At 69.5% G+C, this 17,325-nt stretch carries 16 protein-coding genes and 2 pseudogenes; 10 read left to right on the top strand and 8 right to left on the bottom strand.

The genetic code is table 11. From position 1 onward, the window contains the following. The first annotated feature begins 143 nt into the window (after positions 1–143). Both ACIRL2_RS27135 and ACIRL2_RS27130 read left to right on the top strand, forming a co-directional pair. Complete coding sequence (locus ACIRL2_RS27135) at positions 144–1,277, top strand: hypothetical protein (protein ID WP_402235171.1); 1,134 nt, start codon at positions 144–146, stop codon at positions 1,275–1,277. A gap of 128 nt (positions 1,278–1,405) precedes the next feature. Then, positions 1,406–1,705 (top strand): annotated as a pseudogene (locus ACIRL2_RS27130) (FUSC family protein); the annotation flags it as partial. Positions 1,706–1,723: 18 nt separating this feature from the next. Here ACIRL2_RS27130 and ACIRL2_RS27125 read toward each other — a convergent pair. From ACIRL2_RS27125 to ACIRL2_RS27115, 3 genes are all read right to left on the bottom strand, one after another. Then, a complete protein-coding gene (locus tag ACIRL2_RS27125; RefSeq protein ID WP_402235307.1) occupies positions 1,724–2,197 on the bottom strand; it encodes a DUF3558 family protein in 474 nt (157 codons plus the stop codon). Positions 2,198–2,375: 178 nt separating this feature from the next. Then, the gene (locus ACIRL2_RS27120) at positions 2,376–2,762 is read right to left on the bottom strand and encodes a YciI family protein (RefSeq protein ID WP_402235169.1); all 387 of its coding nucleotides are present in this window, start codon (positions 2,760–2,762) and stop codon (positions 2,376–2,378) included. A 1,067-nt stretch (positions 2,763–3,829) separates the two neighbouring features. Further along, positions 3,830–4,483 carry a DinB family protein gene (locus ACIRL2_RS27115; protein ID WP_395861484.1) on the bottom strand — a complete coding sequence of 218 codons (654 nt, stop codon included), beginning with the start codon at positions 4,481–4,483 and terminating at the stop codon, positions 3,830–3,832. Between the two features lie 324 nt (positions 4,484–4,807). On the opposite strand from ACIRL2_RS27115, the gene ACIRL2_RS27110 reads away from it, so the two are divergent. The 3 genes from ACIRL2_RS27110 to ACIRL2_RS27100 are packed head-to-tail and all read left to right on the top strand — an operon-like array spanning position 4,808 to position 5,948. Next, positions 4,808–5,224, top strand: coding sequence for a phage holin family protein (locus tag ACIRL2_RS27110; protein WP_395861486.1), 417 nt, complete (start codon positions 4,808–4,810; stop codon positions 5,222–5,224). Continuing rightward, positions 5,221–5,685, top strand: a complete 465-nt coding sequence (locus tag ACIRL2_RS27105) for a DUF3618 domain-containing protein (protein ID WP_402235166.1) — start codon at positions 5,221–5,223, stop codon at positions 5,683–5,685. The genes ACIRL2_RS27110 and ACIRL2_RS27105 overlap by 4 nt, the downstream gene beginning before the upstream one ends. Next, complete coding sequence (locus tag ACIRL2_RS27100) at positions 5,682–5,948, top strand: DUF4235 domain-containing protein (protein WP_402235164.1); 267 nt, start codon at positions 5,682–5,684, stop codon at positions 5,946–5,948. The genes ACIRL2_RS27105 and ACIRL2_RS27100 overlap by 4 nt, the downstream gene beginning before the upstream one ends. A 100-nt stretch (positions 5,949–6,048) precedes the next feature. Here ACIRL2_RS27100 and ACIRL2_RS27095 read toward each other — a convergent pair whose 3' ends face one another. Next, on the bottom strand, positions 6,049–6,657 hold the full coding sequence (locus ACIRL2_RS27095) for a TetR/AcrR family transcriptional regulator (protein WP_402235162.1): 609 nt from the start codon (positions 6,655–6,657) through the stop codon (positions 6,049–6,051). 143 nt (positions 6,658–6,800) lie between these two features. Between ACIRL2_RS27095 and ACIRL2_RS27090 the strand changes: the two genes are divergently transcribed. The 3 genes from ACIRL2_RS27090 to ACIRL2_RS27080 all read left to right on the top strand — a co-directional run bounded on the left by ACIRL2_RS27090 (position 6,801) and on the right by ACIRL2_RS27080 (position 8,614). After that, positions 6,801–7,604 carry an alpha/beta fold hydrolase gene (locus ACIRL2_RS27090; RefSeq protein ID WP_402235159.1) on the top strand — a complete coding sequence of 268 codons (804 nt, stop codon included), beginning with the start codon at positions 6,801–6,803 and terminating at the stop codon, positions 7,602–7,604. A gap of 169 nt (positions 7,605–7,773) precedes the next feature. Then, positions 7,774–7,917, top strand: a complete 144-nt coding sequence (locus tag ACIRL2_RS27085; RefSeq protein ID WP_395861493.1) for a hypothetical protein — start codon at positions 7,774–7,776, stop codon at positions 7,915–7,917. A gap of 136 nt (positions 7,918–8,053) precedes the next feature. Then, entirely contained in the window at positions 8,054–8,614 is a 561-nt protein-coding gene (locus tag ACIRL2_RS27080) for a GNAT family N-acetyltransferase (RefSeq protein ID WP_395861495.1), read from the top strand. 207 nt (positions 8,615–8,821) lie between these two features. On the opposite strand, the gene ACIRL2_RS27075 is transcribed toward ACIRL2_RS27080, so the two are convergent. Next, positions 8,822–9,292 (bottom strand): SRPBCC domain-containing protein, encoded by a 471-nt coding sequence (locus tag ACIRL2_RS27075; RefSeq protein ID WP_395861497.1) that lies wholly within the window; start codon positions 9,290–9,292, stop codon positions 8,822–8,824. 1,195 nt (positions 9,293–10,487) lie between these two features. On the opposite strand from ACIRL2_RS27075, the gene ACIRL2_RS27070 reads away from it, so the two are divergent. Further along, positions 10,488–10,925, top strand: a complete 438-nt coding sequence (locus ACIRL2_RS27070) for an SRPBCC family protein (RefSeq protein WP_395861501.1) — start codon at positions 10,488–10,490, stop codon at positions 10,923–10,925. Between the two features lie 751 nt (positions 10,926–11,676). On the opposite strand, the gene ACIRL2_RS27065 is transcribed toward ACIRL2_RS27070, so the two are convergent. The 3 genes from ACIRL2_RS27065 to ACIRL2_RS27055 form a co-directional block, all read right to left on the bottom strand. Then, positions 11,677–12,465, bottom strand: coding sequence for a DUF1365 domain-containing protein (locus ACIRL2_RS27065; protein WP_402235155.1), 789 nt, complete (start codon positions 12,463–12,465; stop codon positions 11,677–11,679). Next, positions 12,462–13,790, bottom strand: coding sequence for an NAD(P)/FAD-dependent oxidoreductase (locus ACIRL2_RS27060; protein ID WP_395861506.1), 1,329 nt, complete (start codon positions 13,788–13,790; stop codon positions 12,462–12,464). The genes ACIRL2_RS27065 and ACIRL2_RS27060 overlap by 4 nt, the downstream gene beginning before the upstream one ends. Before the next feature lie 1,341 nt (positions 13,791–15,131). Next, complete coding sequence (locus ACIRL2_RS27055; protein ID WP_402235152.1) at positions 15,132–16,178, bottom strand: TerC family protein; 1,047 nt, start codon at positions 16,176–16,178, stop codon at positions 15,132–15,134. Positions 16,179–16,733: 555 nt separating this feature from the next. On the opposite strand from ACIRL2_RS27055, the pseudogene ACIRL2_RS27050 reads away from it, so the two are divergent. Beyond that, positions 16,734–16,844, top strand: a pseudogene (locus ACIRL2_RS27050) (RNA polymerase sigma factor SigF); the annotation flags it as partial. Positions 16,845–17,325: the final 481 nt, after the last annotated feature.

The following is a 17,325-nucleotide window of genomic DNA, read 5'->3' as shown; positions in this document are numbered from 1 at the left end:
AGGCTCGACACCCGGGGTGACTCATGAACGACGTCCCATCTCCCGACCCTCACGGCGGCGGACACGTGGCATGCGGCGTGGACGTTACCTGGGCGGCGTCTGTGGGCACTTGGGATCGGGGCAGCCGACGAGAGGGTCCAGTCATGCGCGCGTCGTCTCGGGGCGTTACGGTCGTGGCTCTCCTGGCGGATCCGGACGCGCCGACGGAGATCGCGCAGCGCATGGCCCGGACTCTTCCTGCCCGGCTCGCGGACAAGTCGGGCCGGAGGCGACGGTTCGACGTCGAGGTGGTCAGTGAGCCCTTCACATCGGGGACGGAGGACCCGCCCACCTTGATGCGCCGGATCATGGACCGTGGGAGCGCGGAGAACTGGGACATCGTCGTGGCCCTCACCGACCTTCCGCTGCACTCACACGGACGCAAGCTCGCTGTGAATCTGAGCCACGAACACGGCTTGGCGCTGCTCTCGCTTCCTTCGCTGGGGGGCTTCCGGTTGCAGACAAGGGCCCGGCGGGCCGTCGAAGCAGCCGTGCTCGGCTTGGCGGGTCCGCAGACCACCGGGGTTGAAGGGTCTCCGCGAAGTCGGCCCGTTCCGGGGCCATTCGTCAGCCGTCTCGCGCCCATTCATGCGGACCCGATCGGTGAGAAGGAGACCGACGATCTTCGTTACGTCGTCAGCGGGCCGCGCGGTGACCTGCGGGTGCTCTTCGGCATGGTCCGCGCCAACCGGCCGTGGCGGTTGGTGCCGGGCTTGTCGAAAGCCCTGGCGGCCGCACTCGCCACGGGAGCGGTCGCCACCGTGAACTCCACCGTCTGGAGCCTGGCCGGGACCCTGAGCGCACCACGCCTCGTGATCGCCACGGTCGGATCCGTCGGGCTCATGATCGGCTGGCTGATCGTGGACGCGGAGCTGTGGCATCGGTCGGCGGAAAGCTCGCCGGAGGCGAGGCAGCGGGCGCGGCTCTACAACGCCTCGACGGTCGTGACCGTGGGTATCGGGGTGCTCGTCTGCTACGTGGGCCTGATGGTCATCAACTGGGTGTGGGCGCTGTTCATCCTCAACGACCAAGTGTTCGCTTCCGCTACACAAACCCCACTGCACGCCGAGGAGTACTTGACGCTGTCCTGGTTCGTCGCTTCGGTCGCCACCGCGGGCGGCGCGCTGGGATCAGGCTTGGAGAGCGACGATGCGATCCGGGCAGCCGCCTACTCCAAGCGCGAACAGGAACGTCGTCACACGCTCCAAGGCGACCACGGTGATCGGCCCTCGAAGTGAACCGATATCGGCACAACCAGCAGTGCGAAGTGCGCCGACGGGTCGATCATGGCGACGACGGTTCGAGATGTCGTCCCGGTAGGCCAGGGCCGCGGCACGCCTCCTTCAGCCGGTACGCGGCCGCTGGGGGCCTCGCCGAGCGCATTCTGCCGGTCGTCGCCGCGCTCGCCGACCCGGACGTCGGCGCTCCGGCGGACGGACCCGGGCGGGACCGCGCACGGGAACTGCTCGACACGGCCGCCGACGTCCTGGACGCGGCCGCCCGTTCGATCCGCCACGGCACTCCCGGCGAGGTGCCGCCCGGGAGCGCGGACGTCCTGCGCGTCGACGAGGAACTCGAGGCGCTGGAGGGGCCCGCCCGGCAGGCCGCCGAACGGCTCGTGGAACTGCTCGCCGAGGCGTTGGAGATCGGCGGGAGCGGCCCGGCTCCGGGGTGCTGATGCCTGTCATGTTCGGGTGGTGGCGGCGACTACCTGCTCGGCGAAGTGCACTGCCAGATCGCACAGCTTGCCGTTGACCGCGGGGGTGTCGCGTAGAAGTTCTCCACCCATGTGCAGCAGGTCTTTGCCGACCTGAACGTCCAGCCCGCATGAGGTGGCGGTGCCGAACGACGCCACGTTGGGGAAGCCCGACACGTCGAATGTCCGGCAGTTGGATGTGTCGAGCGTGATCGTGTCGATGTCGACGACCATGGCCACCCTGGTGCTCCGGTTGTCGTACTTGCAGCCCCCGTCGTAGAGGTTGCTCATGGTGTCCGGCTTGCCATCACCCGGCTGGTGTCCGAGTGGGCCGAGCGAAGCCGCGCTCGGAATGGCGCAGTAGTCCAGGCCGGCCGGCGTCGCGGCGGACCGTCCGACTTCGTGGTCCTGCCGCCGCTCGAAGCGCTCGGCGTCCTCGTGGGTGAGGTGGTTCCCGCCGATGATTCGCTCGGCGGGGAATCCGAGTCGTCCCCGCTGTATCCGACACCGCCGACCAGGACGGTCAGTATCGCTGCCGTTGCGGCCATCCGTCGTTTATGCATGGGGGCAAACCGGCACACGACGGCGCCGCCGGGCCACGAACCTCGGCGGCCACTCTGTCGCGCGTCCCGGTCTGCCGCTACCCGGGTGGGTGGGGGAGTGGTGACGAGGCGGAGGAACGCCCGCTGTGGCAGTTCGACGACACCACCCCCTGAGCCTCGGGCGAACTCTGGGCGCGCCGACCATCGAGGCGGATCGTCCATGGCTCGACGCCGTCCACTCGAAGGTGCGTCCCGCTCCACGGATCACGCGCGAGCATGGCACGGACGGTGTCCTGCGATTCGGCCTCGACGACGAGCACCACGCGATGCTCGTCGGCGAGTGGTCCGCCCAACACGACGACACCCGAATTCACGAGCTCGTCCATAAAGGATGCGTGGGCGGGCCAGTCGGACTGCTCCTGCATGGGGCGGGACGGATCCCAGTGCGGACCGGAGCGGCGGAGGAAGACGAGGAACACAGCCACGCTTCGACTCTACCGAACCGCGGGAGGGCAGCAGGCCGCACGCCTGCGTCGCACCCACGAAGGCCCTGGGCCCCCGCGCCGTCGTTGCGGATGTGCACGAGCGGTTTGCGGTCGGGCTGCGCGGCCCGAAGTGCCGCTGCTCGCTGGGCTGGGGAGGGGCGACGAAGCTGACGAGTGCACGCTGTGCCTGTCCGACATGCACCTCTTGGGCCTCCGGCCGACTCGATCCCCGGCCACACCCGGCCCCGCCGACTGTGGGACGAGGCAGCGGCCGCATACCGCTGGTGGGAGGACCACGGCCGGCCGGCGAGCACCCGATTCGGCGTGCGCTCGACGGGAACGGACAGCGGTACCGGCGTGATTACCCGTGACGACAGGAGCACTTCTCGCTGCTGTTCCTCCGAATTGCAGACGGGCTCGGCACACACGAGTTCAGCATCCGCGTGGTCCCAGGCACCGCCGGCCGAGCACGGTGGCCGGACGCCGGCGCCGCATGTCCGAAGACGGGCGACGGGTACGGGCGGGTGAGATGCTCCAGGCTGCAATCCCAGTACGTCGCGAGGCCAAACCGAAGTCGGGTTTGACGGCCGCCGTGGGGAGCCGCAACTCCGAGCCGCAGGCGAGCACTTCCACTCATGGGGTTCGCCCGACCGACCACGCCTCGACGGTAGTGAGGTGTTGTTCTTCATGTGTGAGCCGCGTGGCTCTGCGGCGGGTCGGAATACACGGAACAGAAGTGCGGCCGCCTACACTCCGCTGTGTCCGCGCGATGTGGATACGACCGACCAGACAGCGCACTCCACTGGTTGCGGTACCTCGCGATGGAAGCAGTAGCGAAGCACATTCGGTTGGCGGGCCAGTCGGTCCTCGGAGAGTTCGGGGACTCGAGCGTTGTCCAACGCATGGTGTCGAGGGCTGGGCGGTGGACTCGATCGCGGCGCGCAGCTTTTCGAGACGGTCTCGACGCGAGGCCGGAGGGCACCGGAGCGATCGCTGCGGTAGTCCGAGGCTGACCTGCCGCCGTTCACGGTTCGTTGCGCGTGCCTTGTACGGACGTGTCGTTCGAGTCATGTGCTGCCGAGGGGCGCGCCGTGCCAGCGCCAGTCGGTCCGGCGGGGGCGATCGGGCGTCTCGACGCGTCCGGTGGCCCACAGCAGGGTCGACCATGGTGTGTCGATGACGGGCACGTCGGGGAACAGGCGCGCGAGGGCCCGCTCGCTCAGATCCTGCGGGGGCTCCCAGGCACGGTCCAGGCCCTGGGTGATGTCGTGGGTGTGGACGAGTGTCTCGACGACGCCCATGGCTGCGAAGCCCTCCGGGTCGGAGGCTCCGAAGACGTGTGGTGCCAAGGTGGTTGCGGCCGTGGTGTCCACGACGGTTGCGAGCAGTCCACCGCAAGCCTCCACGACGGTCAGGAGCCCCTCCGGCCCTGCCTCGTGGTCTCCGAAGATGACGTTGGCCGGGCCGCCGGGGCGGTTGCGGGAAACACGCAGCGGGACACGTGGCACGCCCATGGGCTCCGCGAGCCCGAACCGCAGGGCATAGGTGAGCAGGTCGTCCGCGAGGTGGCCGAGAGTCTCCCAACACGTCCATTCCAGGCTTCCGGCCCGGTCGTGCCAGCGGGCCGCGGGAACGCCTTCCAAGGCGTCGAGGCAGTGGGCGACGGCTCGGCGTACGTGTTTCCCCGACACCGGCTCGTACGGTTCTGTGGACTGTGGCATGCGAGGACCCTACAAAGCCGGGTCGAGGTGCTCTCGAGCCGCCACATGCAGCTCTCGGATCACCGCGCTGGTGGCCGACCCCGCGAGTCGCAGTCCTCGCGTCGCGTACGCCTACGTGTCCTGAGCCTGCTCGCCGAGGCGGCCGATGTCTCCGAGCGTCGTCGACGACGTTCCGCAGCCCGGTGAGGAGAACAGTGGGCGGGTGAGTGACCTGCGGGTTGTGGGGTAGCCGCGCTCGTATGCCCCCATCACCCGGGAGCGAGGTCGTTGGCCGCCGTCGCGCCGAGGAACTGCACCGAGCGCGAGGAGGAAGGTGAGGATTCCATGAGCACCGTTGGACAGCCGGGCCGCGGCGGTTCCCAGGAGTCGATGGGCGATCTCGTCTCGCGAGCGTCGCAGCAGATTTCCGAGTTGGTCCGCGAAGAGATGCAGCTGGCCCGGGTGGAGATGACCCAAAAGGGCAAACGCTTCGGGCTGGGCGGCGGCCTGTTCGGCGGCGCCGGCCTGGTCGGCATCCTGGCCGCGCAGGCCCTCGTCGTCACCGTGATCGCAGCCTTGGCCCTGCTCCTGCCGGTGTGGGCCTCGGCTCTGATCACCGCCGCCCTGCTGGCGGCGATCGCCGCAGGAATGGCCGCCGCCGGGAAGAAGCAGATCGCCAAGGCCGGCACCCCCGCACCCGAACAGACCATCGACAGCGTCAAGGCCGACGTCGCCGCGATCAAGGAGAGAGCACACCGATGACCCACGAACCCCAGGACGAGAAATCCGCGCCCACACCCGAACAACTGCGCGAGAAGATCGAGGACACCCGCGACGAACTCGGCCGCACGGTGGAGGCGCTGGCGGCCAAGGCCGACGTCAAGGCCCAGGCCAAGACGAAGGCGGCCGACATCAAGGAACAGACCGCCGAGAAGGCCGCTCACCTCACCGACCAACTCCGGGACAGAGCGGCCCAGGCCACCGAACTGGTCAAGGACAAAACGCCCGACCCGGTCCTCGACAAGGCGACCCACGCCGCCGCCCACGTCCGCGACGGTGTGGCCCGCGCCGGACACCTCGCCGCCGACAAGACCCCCGCCCCGGTCCGCGAGAAGGCCCAAACGGCCGCAACCACGGCAAAGGCCAACCGGACCCCGCTGATCGGCGCAGCGGTCGTGGTGATCGCCCTCGTGCTGCTGCACCGAGGCCGGAAGCGCCGGTGAAGATGTCCAAGGTCGCCTACAAGCCGGTCGGCCTGGTGCTCGGTGCCACCAGCGGCATGATCGCCGGCGCGGCCTTCAAGCAGGCGTGGAAGATGATCGGCCACGACGACGACGCCCCCGATGCCACCGACGAGGACCGCACCTGGTCCCGGGTTCTGCTCGCCGCCGGCCTGCAAGGGGCGATCTTCGCCGTCGTCAAGGCCGCCGTCGACCGCGGTGGCGCGGCAGCCACCCGGCGCCTGACCGGCACTTGGCCCGGCTGAACCGGGTAAACCCCCGCCGCTCGGTGGTGGGCGCAGCCCGGCCTGCGGTCGGGTGTTGCACCCGGCAGATGCGCGTGAGTCGGCGAGGCCGGGGCGGTGGTCAGCGGTAGGCGGCGAGGAAGACGCGGGCGCCGGCGGCGGCGTAGCGGTCGAGGTCGGCTTCGGTGTGCCGGACGCTGCCGGTGAACATGGCCTTGTTCACGGGGATCCACAGCAGCAGGCCGGAGAAGTGGTTCGCGGCCAGGAGTGTGTCGTCGATGCGGAGGAGCCCTTGGTCGGCCAGGCGCTGGAAGGTTGCCGCCAGCGTGGTGAGCCCTCGTTGGAAGCCTCGCTCGTACCACTCGGTTCCCAGGTCGGGGAAGACGTCGGCGTTGGCGACGATCAGGCGCCGCAGCTGGATCACGCGGGGGTCGGTGAGGGCGGTCAGGAACCGACGGGCGAGCCGGGTCAGGCTCTCTTCCAGGTTGGCGTCGTCGGTGGGGAGGTCGGCCGGCAGGTTGATCGTGGTGTCGAGCCGGTCGGTGGTGGCCAGGACGATGTCGGCGAAGAGCTTCTCCTTGTCGGAGAAGTGCTTGTAGACGGTCTGTTTGGACACCGCGGCCAGCTTCGCGATGTCGTCCATGCTCGTTCCCGCGTATCCCTTGTCCAGGAAAACGCTGGTCGCGGCCTCCAGAATCGCCTCGTGCTTGCGCGCTGAACGGCTGTCCATCATCGGCTCCTTCGCTTTGCGTCTGCCCCTCCTGCGGAACAGTACTGGACTGACCAGTACCCATGTGGGTACTGTACCGTCCAGTTCTGAAGCGGGCTTCTCGGCCCTGCGCACGCGCAGATATATGGATGGAGTGGTTTTTCATGGACAAGGTGTTCTCCGCCGACGGCACGGCCATCGCCTACGAGCGGCAGGGCTCGGGCCCTGCGGTGGTGCTCGTCGGCGGCGCTTTCATGACGCGCGGCGATTCCGCCGAACTCGCCGGCCTGCTGGCCGAACACTGCACCGTCATCACGTACGACCGCCGGGGCCGTGGCGACAGCGGGGACGGCCCGGAGTACGACGTACAGCGCGAGGTCGAGGACCTGGACGCCCTGATCGGGCGCGCGGGCGGTGAGGCGATGGTCTTCGGCATGTCCTCCGGCGCCGTACTGGCGCTGGAGGCCGTCGCCCGGGGCAGTGCCGTCTCCAGGCTGGCCATGTACGAGCCGCCCTTCATCACCGACTCCAGCCGCCCACCGTTGCCCGCCGACTACGTCGCCCATCTGACGGACCTCGTGAAGCAGGGGGCGTACGGTGACGCCGTGGCCTACTTCATGACCGCGGCCGTGGGCATGCCCGCCGAGGTCGTCGCCGGGATGCGGCAGGCGCCCTTCTGGGCGGGTATGGAAGCCACCGCCCGCACCCTGCCCTATGACGGCCGGGTCATGGGTGACACCATGTCCGGTCGGCCCCTGCCCGCCGACCGTTGGCGGTCTGTGACGGTGCCCGTTCTCGTCGGCAGCGGGGACGCGGGCGCTCCGCACATGCTCACCGGCGCGCGGGAACTCGCCGCACTGGCCGACAACTTCACCCTGCACGTCTTCCCCGGCCAGGAGCACAACATCGGCCCGGAGCTCCTCGCCCCCGTCCTGACCGGCTTCTTCACCACCGGAAAGCAGGCATGAGCAAGGTCTTCGCCAGTCCGGGCATGTCGGGCCCCGGCTGCTCAGCTTCGCCGACGCCGTCGGCGAGATCGCCCGGGCGAGCGGACGCGAGATCACCTACGTCCAGGTCCCGGCCAACGCGTACGCGGCCGCGCTCGCCGAACACGAAGTCCCCGCAGAGGTCGCCCGGTTGCTGCTGTTCCTGTTCACCGAGGTGCTGGACGGACGCAACGAACACGTCTGCGACGGCGTGCGCCGCGCCCTGGGACGCGAGCCCCGCGACTTCGCCGACTACGCCCGTGACGCCGCCGCGCGCGGTGCCTGGAAGGTGTGACCGCGAGCGGCCCCTGGTCGCTCTCACCGGCCCACGATCTCGGGCGTCCGCACAGCCGGTGAGTCCGCCGACGCATGTACCGGCCCGCTGCGAATATCCGGTGGCGGGCTCTTGCGCCGGTGGTGAGGATCACGGCATGAACATCCTCTTGGAGACCGATCGGCTCGTGTTGCGCGCGTTCACCGAGGCCGACGTCGACGACCTGGTCGCGCTGGACAACGACCCGGAAGTCATGCGCTTCATCAACGGTGGCCGGCCCACGAGCCGCGAGACGATCCGGGCACAGGTCCTGCCCGGGTTGCTGCACGACCACCCGTGCGTCGGGACCCGCGGCTACTGGGCCGCGCAGGAGAGGGACGGCGGAACCTTCCTGGGCTGGTTCGAATTCCGTCCCCTGGACGACTGCAGCCCCGCCGTGGTGGAACTGGGCTATCGGCTGAACAGGGCCGCCTGGGGCAAGGGCTACGCCACCGAGGGGTCATGCGCGCTGATCGACAAGGGGTTCACGGACCTCGGCGTGGAGCGAGTGACCGCGAACACCATGTCGGTCAACGCGGGATCGCGGCGTGTGATGGAGAAGGCGGGTCTGTCGTTCCTTCGCCACTTCACCGGGGACTGGCCGGAGGCGATCGAAGGTTCCGAGCACGGCGAAGTCGAGTACGAACTCACCCGGACCACGTGGGAGCAACGTTCGTAGGAGTCGGGCGCAACAGGTCATGCGTGTTCGGGACCGTCCCGGACCCGTATTGACGTGTTCGGGACAGGGGCCCACGCCCGACCAGGGCTGCTCCGACCCGCGCGCCTGTTCGGGACCGCCTGCTCGCGGGGGCGCGTCGCGAAGGCAAACCGTTCCTGGAGCGATGCACCGCCGGAATACCGGGCGCCGACGCCCGCGAACGCGGCGTCAGCCGTCATGCCCGCGGTCTGTCGTCGAAAATCGGCGACCCTCGAGGTGGGCGGCGAGGCCGTCGAGGAGCATGTTGCTGCCGGCCTCGGTCCGGTCGCGGTTCTCGACGCTGTCGCAGGTCTGCGAGACGACGATGTCGGTGCGGGTGCCCCGATCGGTCAGTTCGACAGTCATGACGTCGGGTTCCGCGCGTCCGGGGACGTCCATCGCGACGACCAGGCGGCGCTTCTCGACGACCTCGAGGTACGAGCCGGTGATGGGGAACTGTCGACCGTCCGGGAGCACCACGGTGCCGCTCCACGAGCCGCCGGGTCGGGCGTCGAGGGTGACGTCTTTCGTGCCCGCCCACTGCGCGTACTGCTCGGCTATGGTCCATGCCTGCCAGACGTCCGCGACGGGGGCGTCGAGGGTGCGAGCGATCGTGTAGCGGAAGCCGTCGGTGGTCGCGGCCTCGTTGTTCTCGATCATGGGGATTCCCTTTCGTTCAGGCCCTCTTTTCGCGAGGGCCGGCTGTTCACCGACCGGGTGCCCCCTGTTGACGGTGGGCGGAGCGCCACCGCCGCGGTCGTGTCGTGGACGAGGGCAGGGGAGCGGTATGCCCGGTCGCGGGTGTGCCGTTCGTGTACTCCTTCAGAGGCGGCGAAAATCGAGGAGGCGTCCATGCGGGTCGACACCCCTGCGCGATTCTTGCGACTGGGTAGAGCTTCTTCGGTCGAGACGGGTGGCGACAACGGCTTTCGGGTGGGACCGAATGTCCCTGGCCACCGGGCCACGGTGCCCAGCAAACGGATAATGGGGGACGCATGTTACGTATTCACTTCACCGCGCAGGATCTGGCAGGGTTGGTGTCCGCACACCACCGCGCGCTTCCGATCAGCGAGGTGGTGATGAGTCTGCGGGTCCCGCGCCAGGGTTCCGCCTCGCCGTTTCGTGCGTGGCGGCCTCACGTGCTGGAACGGCTGCCCCCTCATGCGTCGTTGCTCGGGTCGTTGGTCCCGGCTGCCGGCTGGGTACCGGACTTCCTCACCCCAGCGCGCCGGCGTTCCCCGGCACGGGGGTCTTCGAGGCGATACGAACTACGTCGCGCGAGCGCCTCGCCATCGATGTGCACCGCCTGTCATGGCACCGCCGCCCGCCCGCGTGGGTGCGGCAACTGGCCGACGGAGACCGAGACACCCTGGACACGGTGGCCGACACCCTGGCGGCGTACCGACATCGCCATAGCGCCGTTCACCGAAGGCGAGGACGAGTTCGGGATCCTCTCGTTCGCCGCAGAACGATAGTCGCCGGCAGACCCGCGATCCGCACCACCGCCGCATCCGGCGACTCGTCCCGCAACAGCGATCCGCACACGACGCGGTAACCCATGGCACGAGACGCCCTGGGCAACAGGACCTCCACGACGACGTCGCGCGCGCCCTCGACCGCTCCGAGGCGGCGCTCGTCCGGCACACGCGGCTCGGCCGACCCCCATCGGGCGGACGACCGCATGGAGCCGGCGGCGCCGTTCCCGAGTCTCGCGTCGTGGGCACGCCCGAAGCGTCGATGACGAAGACTTCCGACGTCGTCGGCGATCTCGGATGCCCTCGGCGGGTACGGGTCGGGGACAACGCCGCACAGGCCCGGCCGCATCACGGCACACCGCCGAGAAGGAGTCGAAGACATGGTCGACGTACAACGCACGTTCACCGTCCCACGCCCGATCGACGAGGTCGTGTCCTATCTGCGGGACTTCTCCCATGCCGTGCATTGGGACCCCGGCACGCACGAGTGCACCCGGATCGATTCCGGACCCATCGGAGTGGGTTCCCGATGGCACAACGTCTCCGAGTTTCGTGGCAGGCACACCGAACTCGCCTACGAACTGACCCGCTCCGAACCCGCGCGACTGACCTTCGTCGGCACCAACAAGACCGCCACCTCCACGGACGACCTCACCTTCGAACCGGCCGGAAGCAGCACGAAGATCACCTACCGCTCCCACGTCCGCTTCCACGGCCTGGCTCGACTTGCGGATCCGTTCCTGCGCCGCGAGTTCGAGCGTCTCGGTGACGAGCTGCTCCGCACTCTGCCTCGCGCCGTGACGGACCGACGAGACTGAGCCCGAGATCGCCCACGGTGATCGCGGCGCGGGGTATGGGCTGCCGCGCAAGCACTGCTCTGCCACCGCCTCGACCACACCGATGCCACGCGGTGGGGCCGGTCGTGCGTTGCCGCAGCCCCGGACGGGCCAACGCAGGCGTCGCGTGAATGCGATCGGGGTAGCGGGCCGACACGTCCGGGTCGCGGCGGGGTCTTCGTGCGCGTGCCGCCCCTCACACGCGCGAGCGGGTGGCCCGCTCCGACCCGGACTCCGAACGCGGCCGGAACATGGTGAAGGAGCCCGGCTGCGAGAGCGAATCGGGGTCCTGGTGTCGCCGGACGCCGAGGCACAGCCCGCACGGCCACCACGAAGGAGGTGTCTTCAGCAAGCTCGGCTGCCGCCCAAAGGTCCTCGCACGGATGCCTGGTCAAAGAAATCCGGCGCACGCCCGGGTGAGGTGCGTGGTGCGGGCGCCCCCGTCAACTCGTGAGCGGATCAGGATGATTCACGCCTCTGTCGGCCCAATCGCCCTGGGCCTCGATGACGAAGCCCAGGAGGTTCCCTGCGCGGTGCGTGACACGATCGCGTGATGTTCACCGAGGGGATCGCACGCGAACTTGTGACGGCGGAGATCGCGCAGCCGGCACGTCGCCGATTGTGCCGAGTGCCCACAGCCGCACCGAAGGTGCGCCGACCACGAATCGTGTGGCCGGAGCGTCGGTTCGCCACGGTCGGAGCGGGCACCGTGCGCCCGGTGAGGTCTGTGTGGTCACGACGTGGGCGGCTCTTCAGTGGGGGTGGGGTCCTCGGCCGATCGGGGGCGGCCGGGGGCGGGACGGGGGTGCACGGGAACGCCGCGCAGCCATAGGCGGACGCCCTGGTAGCGGATGTGGAGGCTGACGGCCCAGGTGGCGAAGGGGTGGGTGAGCGCGGCACGCAGCAGGGCGGCGGAGCCGGCGGGGCGGCCGGTGCCGTGGACGGTGGCGGTGAAAGCCCGGCCTCCGGCGCGTTCCAGGTGGACGGTGAGGTGGAGATACTCGTCCGGCTCCGGCAGGGTCATCCGGTAGTGGCCGTCGACCGGGAAGAACGGCGAGACGTGGAGCTCCTTGGGGGTCCGGGTCCTGCCTGCGGGATCCGGGCGCAACAGGTAGCGGTGCCGGTCGCCGTAGGTGTTGTGCACCTCGGCGACCGTGCACAGTGGGCGGCCCGCGTCGTCGCGGCACCAGTACACGGTCAGCGGGTTGAAGACGTACCCCAGGGAACGGGCCTGGGTGAGCATCAGCACTCGGCCGTCGCCGAGCCGGACGCCTCGCGCGGCGAGGTAACGGTCCAGGTCCTGTCGGATCGTCAGCTCGGGGTGGGCGGCGTCCGCGGCGTGGTCGCTCGGGCGGAATCGGGCCAGGGGCCGTAGTGGCCAGGGCACGGCGGGAAGCCGGTCGGGGTCGACCAGCCACAGGTATCCGCGGTGGTGGAAGGCGTGTCTGCGGGGCGTGGTGCGCACATGCGTGGTGCGGGTGTCGTAGAGGACGGCCCCCCAGCGTCCGGGCAGGGTGTTCACGACGCCCTCACTCCCAGCAGGGCCCCGGCCGCCTCGACGCCGGAGCGGCAGCCGTCCTCGTGGAAGCCCCAGCCGTGGTAGGCGCCGGCGAACGCGGTGTGCCCGGTGGTCAGTTCGGGCAGGCGGCGCTGGGCATCGAGGGTGCTCGCGGTGTAGATCGGGTGCTCGTACAGGGTGCGGGAGAGCACCAAGTGCTCGGGGATCGGGTGCCGTGGGTCCTCGTTGAGGGTGACCAGGTAGTCGGTACTGGTGTCCAGGCGCAGCAGGCGGTTGAGGTGATAGGTGAGTTGCACCCGGTCGGAGGGTGCGGTGCAGTGGGGCATGCGGTAGTTCCAGGAGCTGCGGGCCGGCCGCGCGTCGGGCAGGAGCGAGGGGTCACGGTGCAGCACGGTGGGGTTGTGCGAGTAGGCGAAGGCGCCGAGGATTTCGCGCTCGTTCGGGGTGGGATCGGCGAGCAGGCGTAGTGCCTGGTCGGCGTGGGTGGCGACCACGACGGCGTCGGCCCGGGTCCGGTGTCCGTCGTCGGTGATCACGGTGACAGCGTCGTTGTGGCGGTGTACCGCCCGGACGGGGGTGGAGCGGTGCACGGCAGTGAGGCGTTCGGCGATTTTGTCGACGTAGGTGCGGGAGCCGCCGACGACGGTGCGCCAGGTCGGTGAGCCCGTCACGCCGAGCATGCCGTGGTTGGCGAGGAACACGAACAGGTAACGCGCCGGGTAGTCGCCGGCCAGATCGGGGGCGCAGGACCACACGGCCGAGACCATCGGGGTGACGAAGTGGTTCACGAAGTAGGGCGAGAACCGCTCGGCCGTGAGGAATTCGCGCAGGGTGGGGTCGCCTGCCGAGGGGTCGGCGAGCAGCCGGCGGGCGAGCCGGTGGAAGCGCGGCACCTGGGCAAGCAGGTGCAGGTAGCGGATGCGCAGCGCGGCACCGGGCCGGGCGAGCAGACCGGCGGGGCCGCGCGCGCCCGCGTACTGAAGACCGCACCCGTCGCAGTGCACGGACATGCTCATGTCGCTGTCCTGGGTGCGGACTCCCAACTCCGCGAAGAGTCTGATCAGGTGGGGGTAGGTCCGCTCGTTGTGGACCAGGAACCCGGTGTCCAGGGCCGGCTCCCGCCCGTCCGGTTCGATGGTCGTCTGCGTGTGGGCGTGGCCGCCCAGGCGGCCGTCCGCCTCGAACAGTTCGACCTGGATCCCCGCCCGGGACAGCCGATACGCGGCGGTGAGCCCGGCGACGCCGGAACCCACCACCGCTACCCGGCGCATAGGCGCGCCGGTGCGGGCGGGTGGGGTGTTCTGGGTGGTGGAGACGGTGTCGGACATCGATGCGTGTGCTCCTCGTCCGGGACCGCGACACGGTCCCCTTTGTCTTGTCGCCCGTACCGGTTCTCGGGGCGCGTACGCGGGTGGATCGGCCGGCTTGCCCGCCGCGCGGATCGGAGGTGGCATCGGCCGCCCCGGTCGATTGCGATGCGGCCGATGCGTCCCCGATCCCGAGACCGACGGAAGGCTTCGAGAGCGTGGATGCCTTCGACCGGGTGGGGGAACTCAGTTCACAACGGCCCGCTCCAGACGGTCGACGGCGCTCAGTCCCCCGACGGCTGGGCCTATCGGGCACACGACCATCGAGGCGATCCCGATGCGAGGGCTGCATGCGCGCCGACTTCCTTGCCACTCGGCGGGGTTCGCCGGCGGGACGCCGATACCGGTCGACGCCTTGCCCTCCGGGGCCTCGGCGGGAGGGCACCCGTGCCCGACTACGAGGCGGCTCGGCTTCATGGTGCCCTTCCGCGTCGGCAACATTTCGGGTTCCTGCGCCACACGCGTCTCCGCGGTGTCGGCGGCAAGCGCATCGACCAACCGCCTCGACTCGCCCACGACGGAGGTCCGCGCCGCCCGGGACGCCTCGTGGCGCCTGTTCCGATATTCGCAATCTCTCACTTAAAGCACCAAACGCAACGTTTATGCATCGTATGGGAGCAAGGTGCCGGCGTACGCACGGCGGCCCGCCCCTGCGGGGAGCACATGCACCGGGTCGGCTGCGGGGGCCGGAGAGTGACCGGGTGGGCCGCCCGAAGCGCTTGGAGTCGGTGGGGAGGGGCGCTGGGGCGCCCGGTTGCTCCTGCGTTGCAGGCAGACGCCGCTCATTCCGAGCGCAACCCCAGTCATGGCCGTATGCCGCGATCGGGCCGCGCCCATGGCCTCGTTCCGTTCGGCGGGTTCACGCGCCGTCCCCGCGAGAACAGGAGCGGCCCCGCCCGCCCAGGATCCGCATGCGCACCGACCGAGCACGAAGCGGTGAGCCGGCGCTGCGGCAGGGTATTCCGAACCCCACAGTCGACGCCGGCGAGGGGTCCTGCTGTGAGCGTCGTCGACCCGACTCGCAGAACGGGGCGAACCCATGAAACCGCGGGCGGAACTGCCGGCCGACCACCGTCGGGCCGCCGACCGCCCCACCGCGGCGGCCGTGTCGGGCGCCGGCACCCAACCGATCGTGCTGCCCGGAGGCGCGGCATGAGCGGGCCACGTCCCCACTGGATCTTCGGCGGTCGGCCTCCTGCGCATGCGCCGAAGAAGATCTTCCGTCCACCGGCGCGTGAACGTCCGACACGACGACGATCTACCAGATCAGGACCACCTTGACGACGAAGCTACGATCGCGGGTCAAGCGTCCCGACCTGGTGAACCGGGTGGGGACTCGGGGCTGTCCGCCGCAGGTGGTGGGCTGGGCTGCTCGGAGTCGGCCCGTTGTTCGTCGGTCTGTTCGACAACGCCTGTCGGGGCGGGCCTTCTGAGGCTGAGCACCACGGAACCTGTCAGGACGACGACGATGATTGCGAGGCTGATCGGTGAGGGGACTTCCGGGATGCCGGGGCTGATCATCTTGTGGGACGCCTGAAGGATGAGCTTGACGCCGATGAAGGCGAGGATGATCGCCAAGCCCGTGCCCAGGTAATGGAAGCGGTCCAGGAGGCCGGCGAGCATGAAGTAGAGGGCCCTCAGGCCGAGGATGGCGAACGCGTTGCTGGTGTAGACGATGAAGGCGTCGTCGCTGACCGCAAGGACGGCCGGGACACTGTCGACAGCGAAGATCAGGTCGGCGGCCTCGATGGCCACGACCACCGCGAGCAGTGGAGTCGCCACCCTCTTGCCGGCTTCCCTGACGAAGAACTTCGCCCCGGCGTACTCGTCTCGGACCGGGACGACCTTGCGGAGCATCCGCACGGCGAAGCTCTTGCCCGGGTCGAAGCTCTCATCCTCGCCCTTGAGGAGTTTGTAGGTGCTGTAGAAGAGCACCGCCGCGAAGGCGAACAGCACCGCGGTGAAACGGCTGACCACGGCCACGCCCAAGGCGAGGAAGATCCCGCGGAAGACGAGTGCGCCGATGACGCCGAAGAACAGCACGCGGTGCTGGTGGGCGCGGGGCACCTTGAAGTACGCGAAGATCACGGCGAAGACGAACAGGTTGTCGACCGACAGGCTCTTCTCCAGCAGCCAGGCTGTCGTGTACTCGGTGCCGGCGGTGGTGCCGAGGACGAGGAAGACGACCACGCCGAAGATCAGGGCGAGACTCACCCACAGGCCGCTCCAGGCAGCTGCCTCCTTGAAGCGGATGACGTGCGCGGTGCGGTGGGAGAGCAGGTCCACCACCAGCGATACGACCACCGTCGCGGCGAACGCCACCCACAGCCAGAGCGGGACCTCAAGCACGCCGACCACCTCACTATGGCCCGCGCGAAATACGCCGGCCCCTACACGGGAGTGTCCGGCATTGCGCCCCCCGGAGCATGTGGAGCGGGCGAAGTCGGCCGCAGGCATGATGTGAGCAAAGGCGGTGGTTTTTCACAAGACGCGTGATGGCGCGAAGTCACCCACCACCTCTGCCAAGCTGGGGACTCCGCTCCCTCGGCTTTGTCTGCACCCCCAAGTACCACTACGCCGCAGGTGTCCATTTTGACCGCGGCACGCGTCTACGAAGGCACGGTCCGGATCCGCCACCTTGACGTCGGAACCGACGCCAACGCCTCACCGGTGGGCCGCGACGGCCTGGTACGTCGACTTCACAGCGACGCTACGGGAGGGTCAGCCGAGCTACGGCCGGAAGGGATGGCAGCACGATCTTGTCCGTCCCGCAGTACCGGGCACAATGCTGCGGCCCAGAGTCGGCCCGAAAGCAACGCCGACATGAACCCACACCGCCGCGACCGCCTTGCCGGACCCCGACGCGACCGCGACCGCCGCAGCCGGAACGGTGCGCTCGCCGACCTGCCGATCGTCGACGACCCGGGCGGTGTCTCGGCGACCGACGCGCGGGCGATGTCGAAGGTCCTGTTCGACCGGCTGCGGGTGTTGGAGGAGGGCACGCACGAGTACGCCCGTTCCGGATCCTGGTCCGGGAATGGGTCGGTTGTGCGAACGACGTCGGCGCCAACCGACGCTCACGATTGTCTCGTTGCGCCTTTCCGGGCATATCCGGGCTCACCCCCTCCCGGTTCCGGGAGATGCCCGGCGCCGACTCGGCGGTGGTCGGACTTGTAACCGATACCCAGGTTTTCTCCGAGCGGCGGACGGTCCTTGCGGCCCGGACTCACTGTCCCGTTCGCCGACTGTTCACCCGTTCGGTCACCGCGCGTTGTCCGACCGGGCCGGAAACCTCGCGGCAGAGTGTGCCTGAGGGCATGACGAGCCATGTCTTGGTGCAGGCGCTGTAGGAGTCGCGTTTCGTTTGCAGTGTGACCGGCCGGCCGGACTTGCGGGCCCGTGCCGGGGCGCGGGTCCGGATTTTCGAGCCGGACGTTTCCCGAGGGCGCACCCCGATGTTCCTGTCCGGGTGTCGGACGCCGCCGCGGCTCCAACG

The organism is Embleya sp. NPDC127516 (genome assembly GCF_044765325.1).
Lineage (GTDB): Bacteria > Actinomycetota > Actinomycetes > Streptomycetales > Streptomycetaceae > Embleya.
Note: the sequence above shows the minus strand (reverse complement) of the source record. Positions and strands in the feature narration are given on the sequence as shown.

Excerpts from the sequence above, each read along its gene's own strand:
- ACIRL2_RS27135 (WP_402235171.1), top strand. The coding sequence starts at position 144 with ATGCGCGCGTCGTCTCGGGGCGTTACGGTCGTGGCTCTCCTGGCGGAT.
- ACIRL2_RS27115 (WP_395861484.1), bottom strand. The coding sequence starts at position 4,483 with ATGCCACAGTCCACAGAACCGTACGAGCCGGTGTCGGGGAAACACGTA.
- ACIRL2_RS27110 (WP_395861486.1), top strand. The coding sequence starts at position 4,808 with ATGAGCACCGTTGGACAGCCGGGCCGCGGCGGTTCCCAGGAGTCGATG.
- ACIRL2_RS27105 (WP_402235166.1), top strand. The coding sequence starts at position 5,221 with ATGACCCACGAACCCCAGGACGAGAAATCCGCGCCCACACCCGAACAA.
- ACIRL2_RS27095 (WP_402235162.1), bottom strand. The coding sequence starts at position 6,657 with ATGGACAGCCGTTCAGCGCGCAAGCACGAGGCGATTCTGGAGGCCGCG.
- ACIRL2_RS27090 (WP_402235159.1), top strand. The coding sequence starts at position 6,801 with ATGGACAAGGTGTTCTCCGCCGACGGCACGGCCATCGCCTACGAGCGG.
- ACIRL2_RS27080 (WP_395861495.1), top strand. The coding sequence starts at position 8,054 with ATGAACATCCTCTTGGAGACCGATCGGCTCGTGTTGCGCGCGTTCACC.
- ACIRL2_RS27075 (WP_395861497.1), bottom strand. The coding sequence starts at position 9,292 with ATGATCGAGAACAACGAGGCCGCGACCACCGACGGCTTCCGCTACACG.
- ACIRL2_RS27070 (WP_395861501.1), top strand. The coding sequence starts at position 10,488 with ATGGTCGACGTACAACGCACGTTCACCGTCCCACGCCCGATCGACGAG.
- ACIRL2_RS27060 (WP_395861506.1), bottom strand. The coding sequence starts at position 13,790 with ATGTCCGACACCGTCTCCACCACCCAGAACACCCCACCCGCCCGCACC.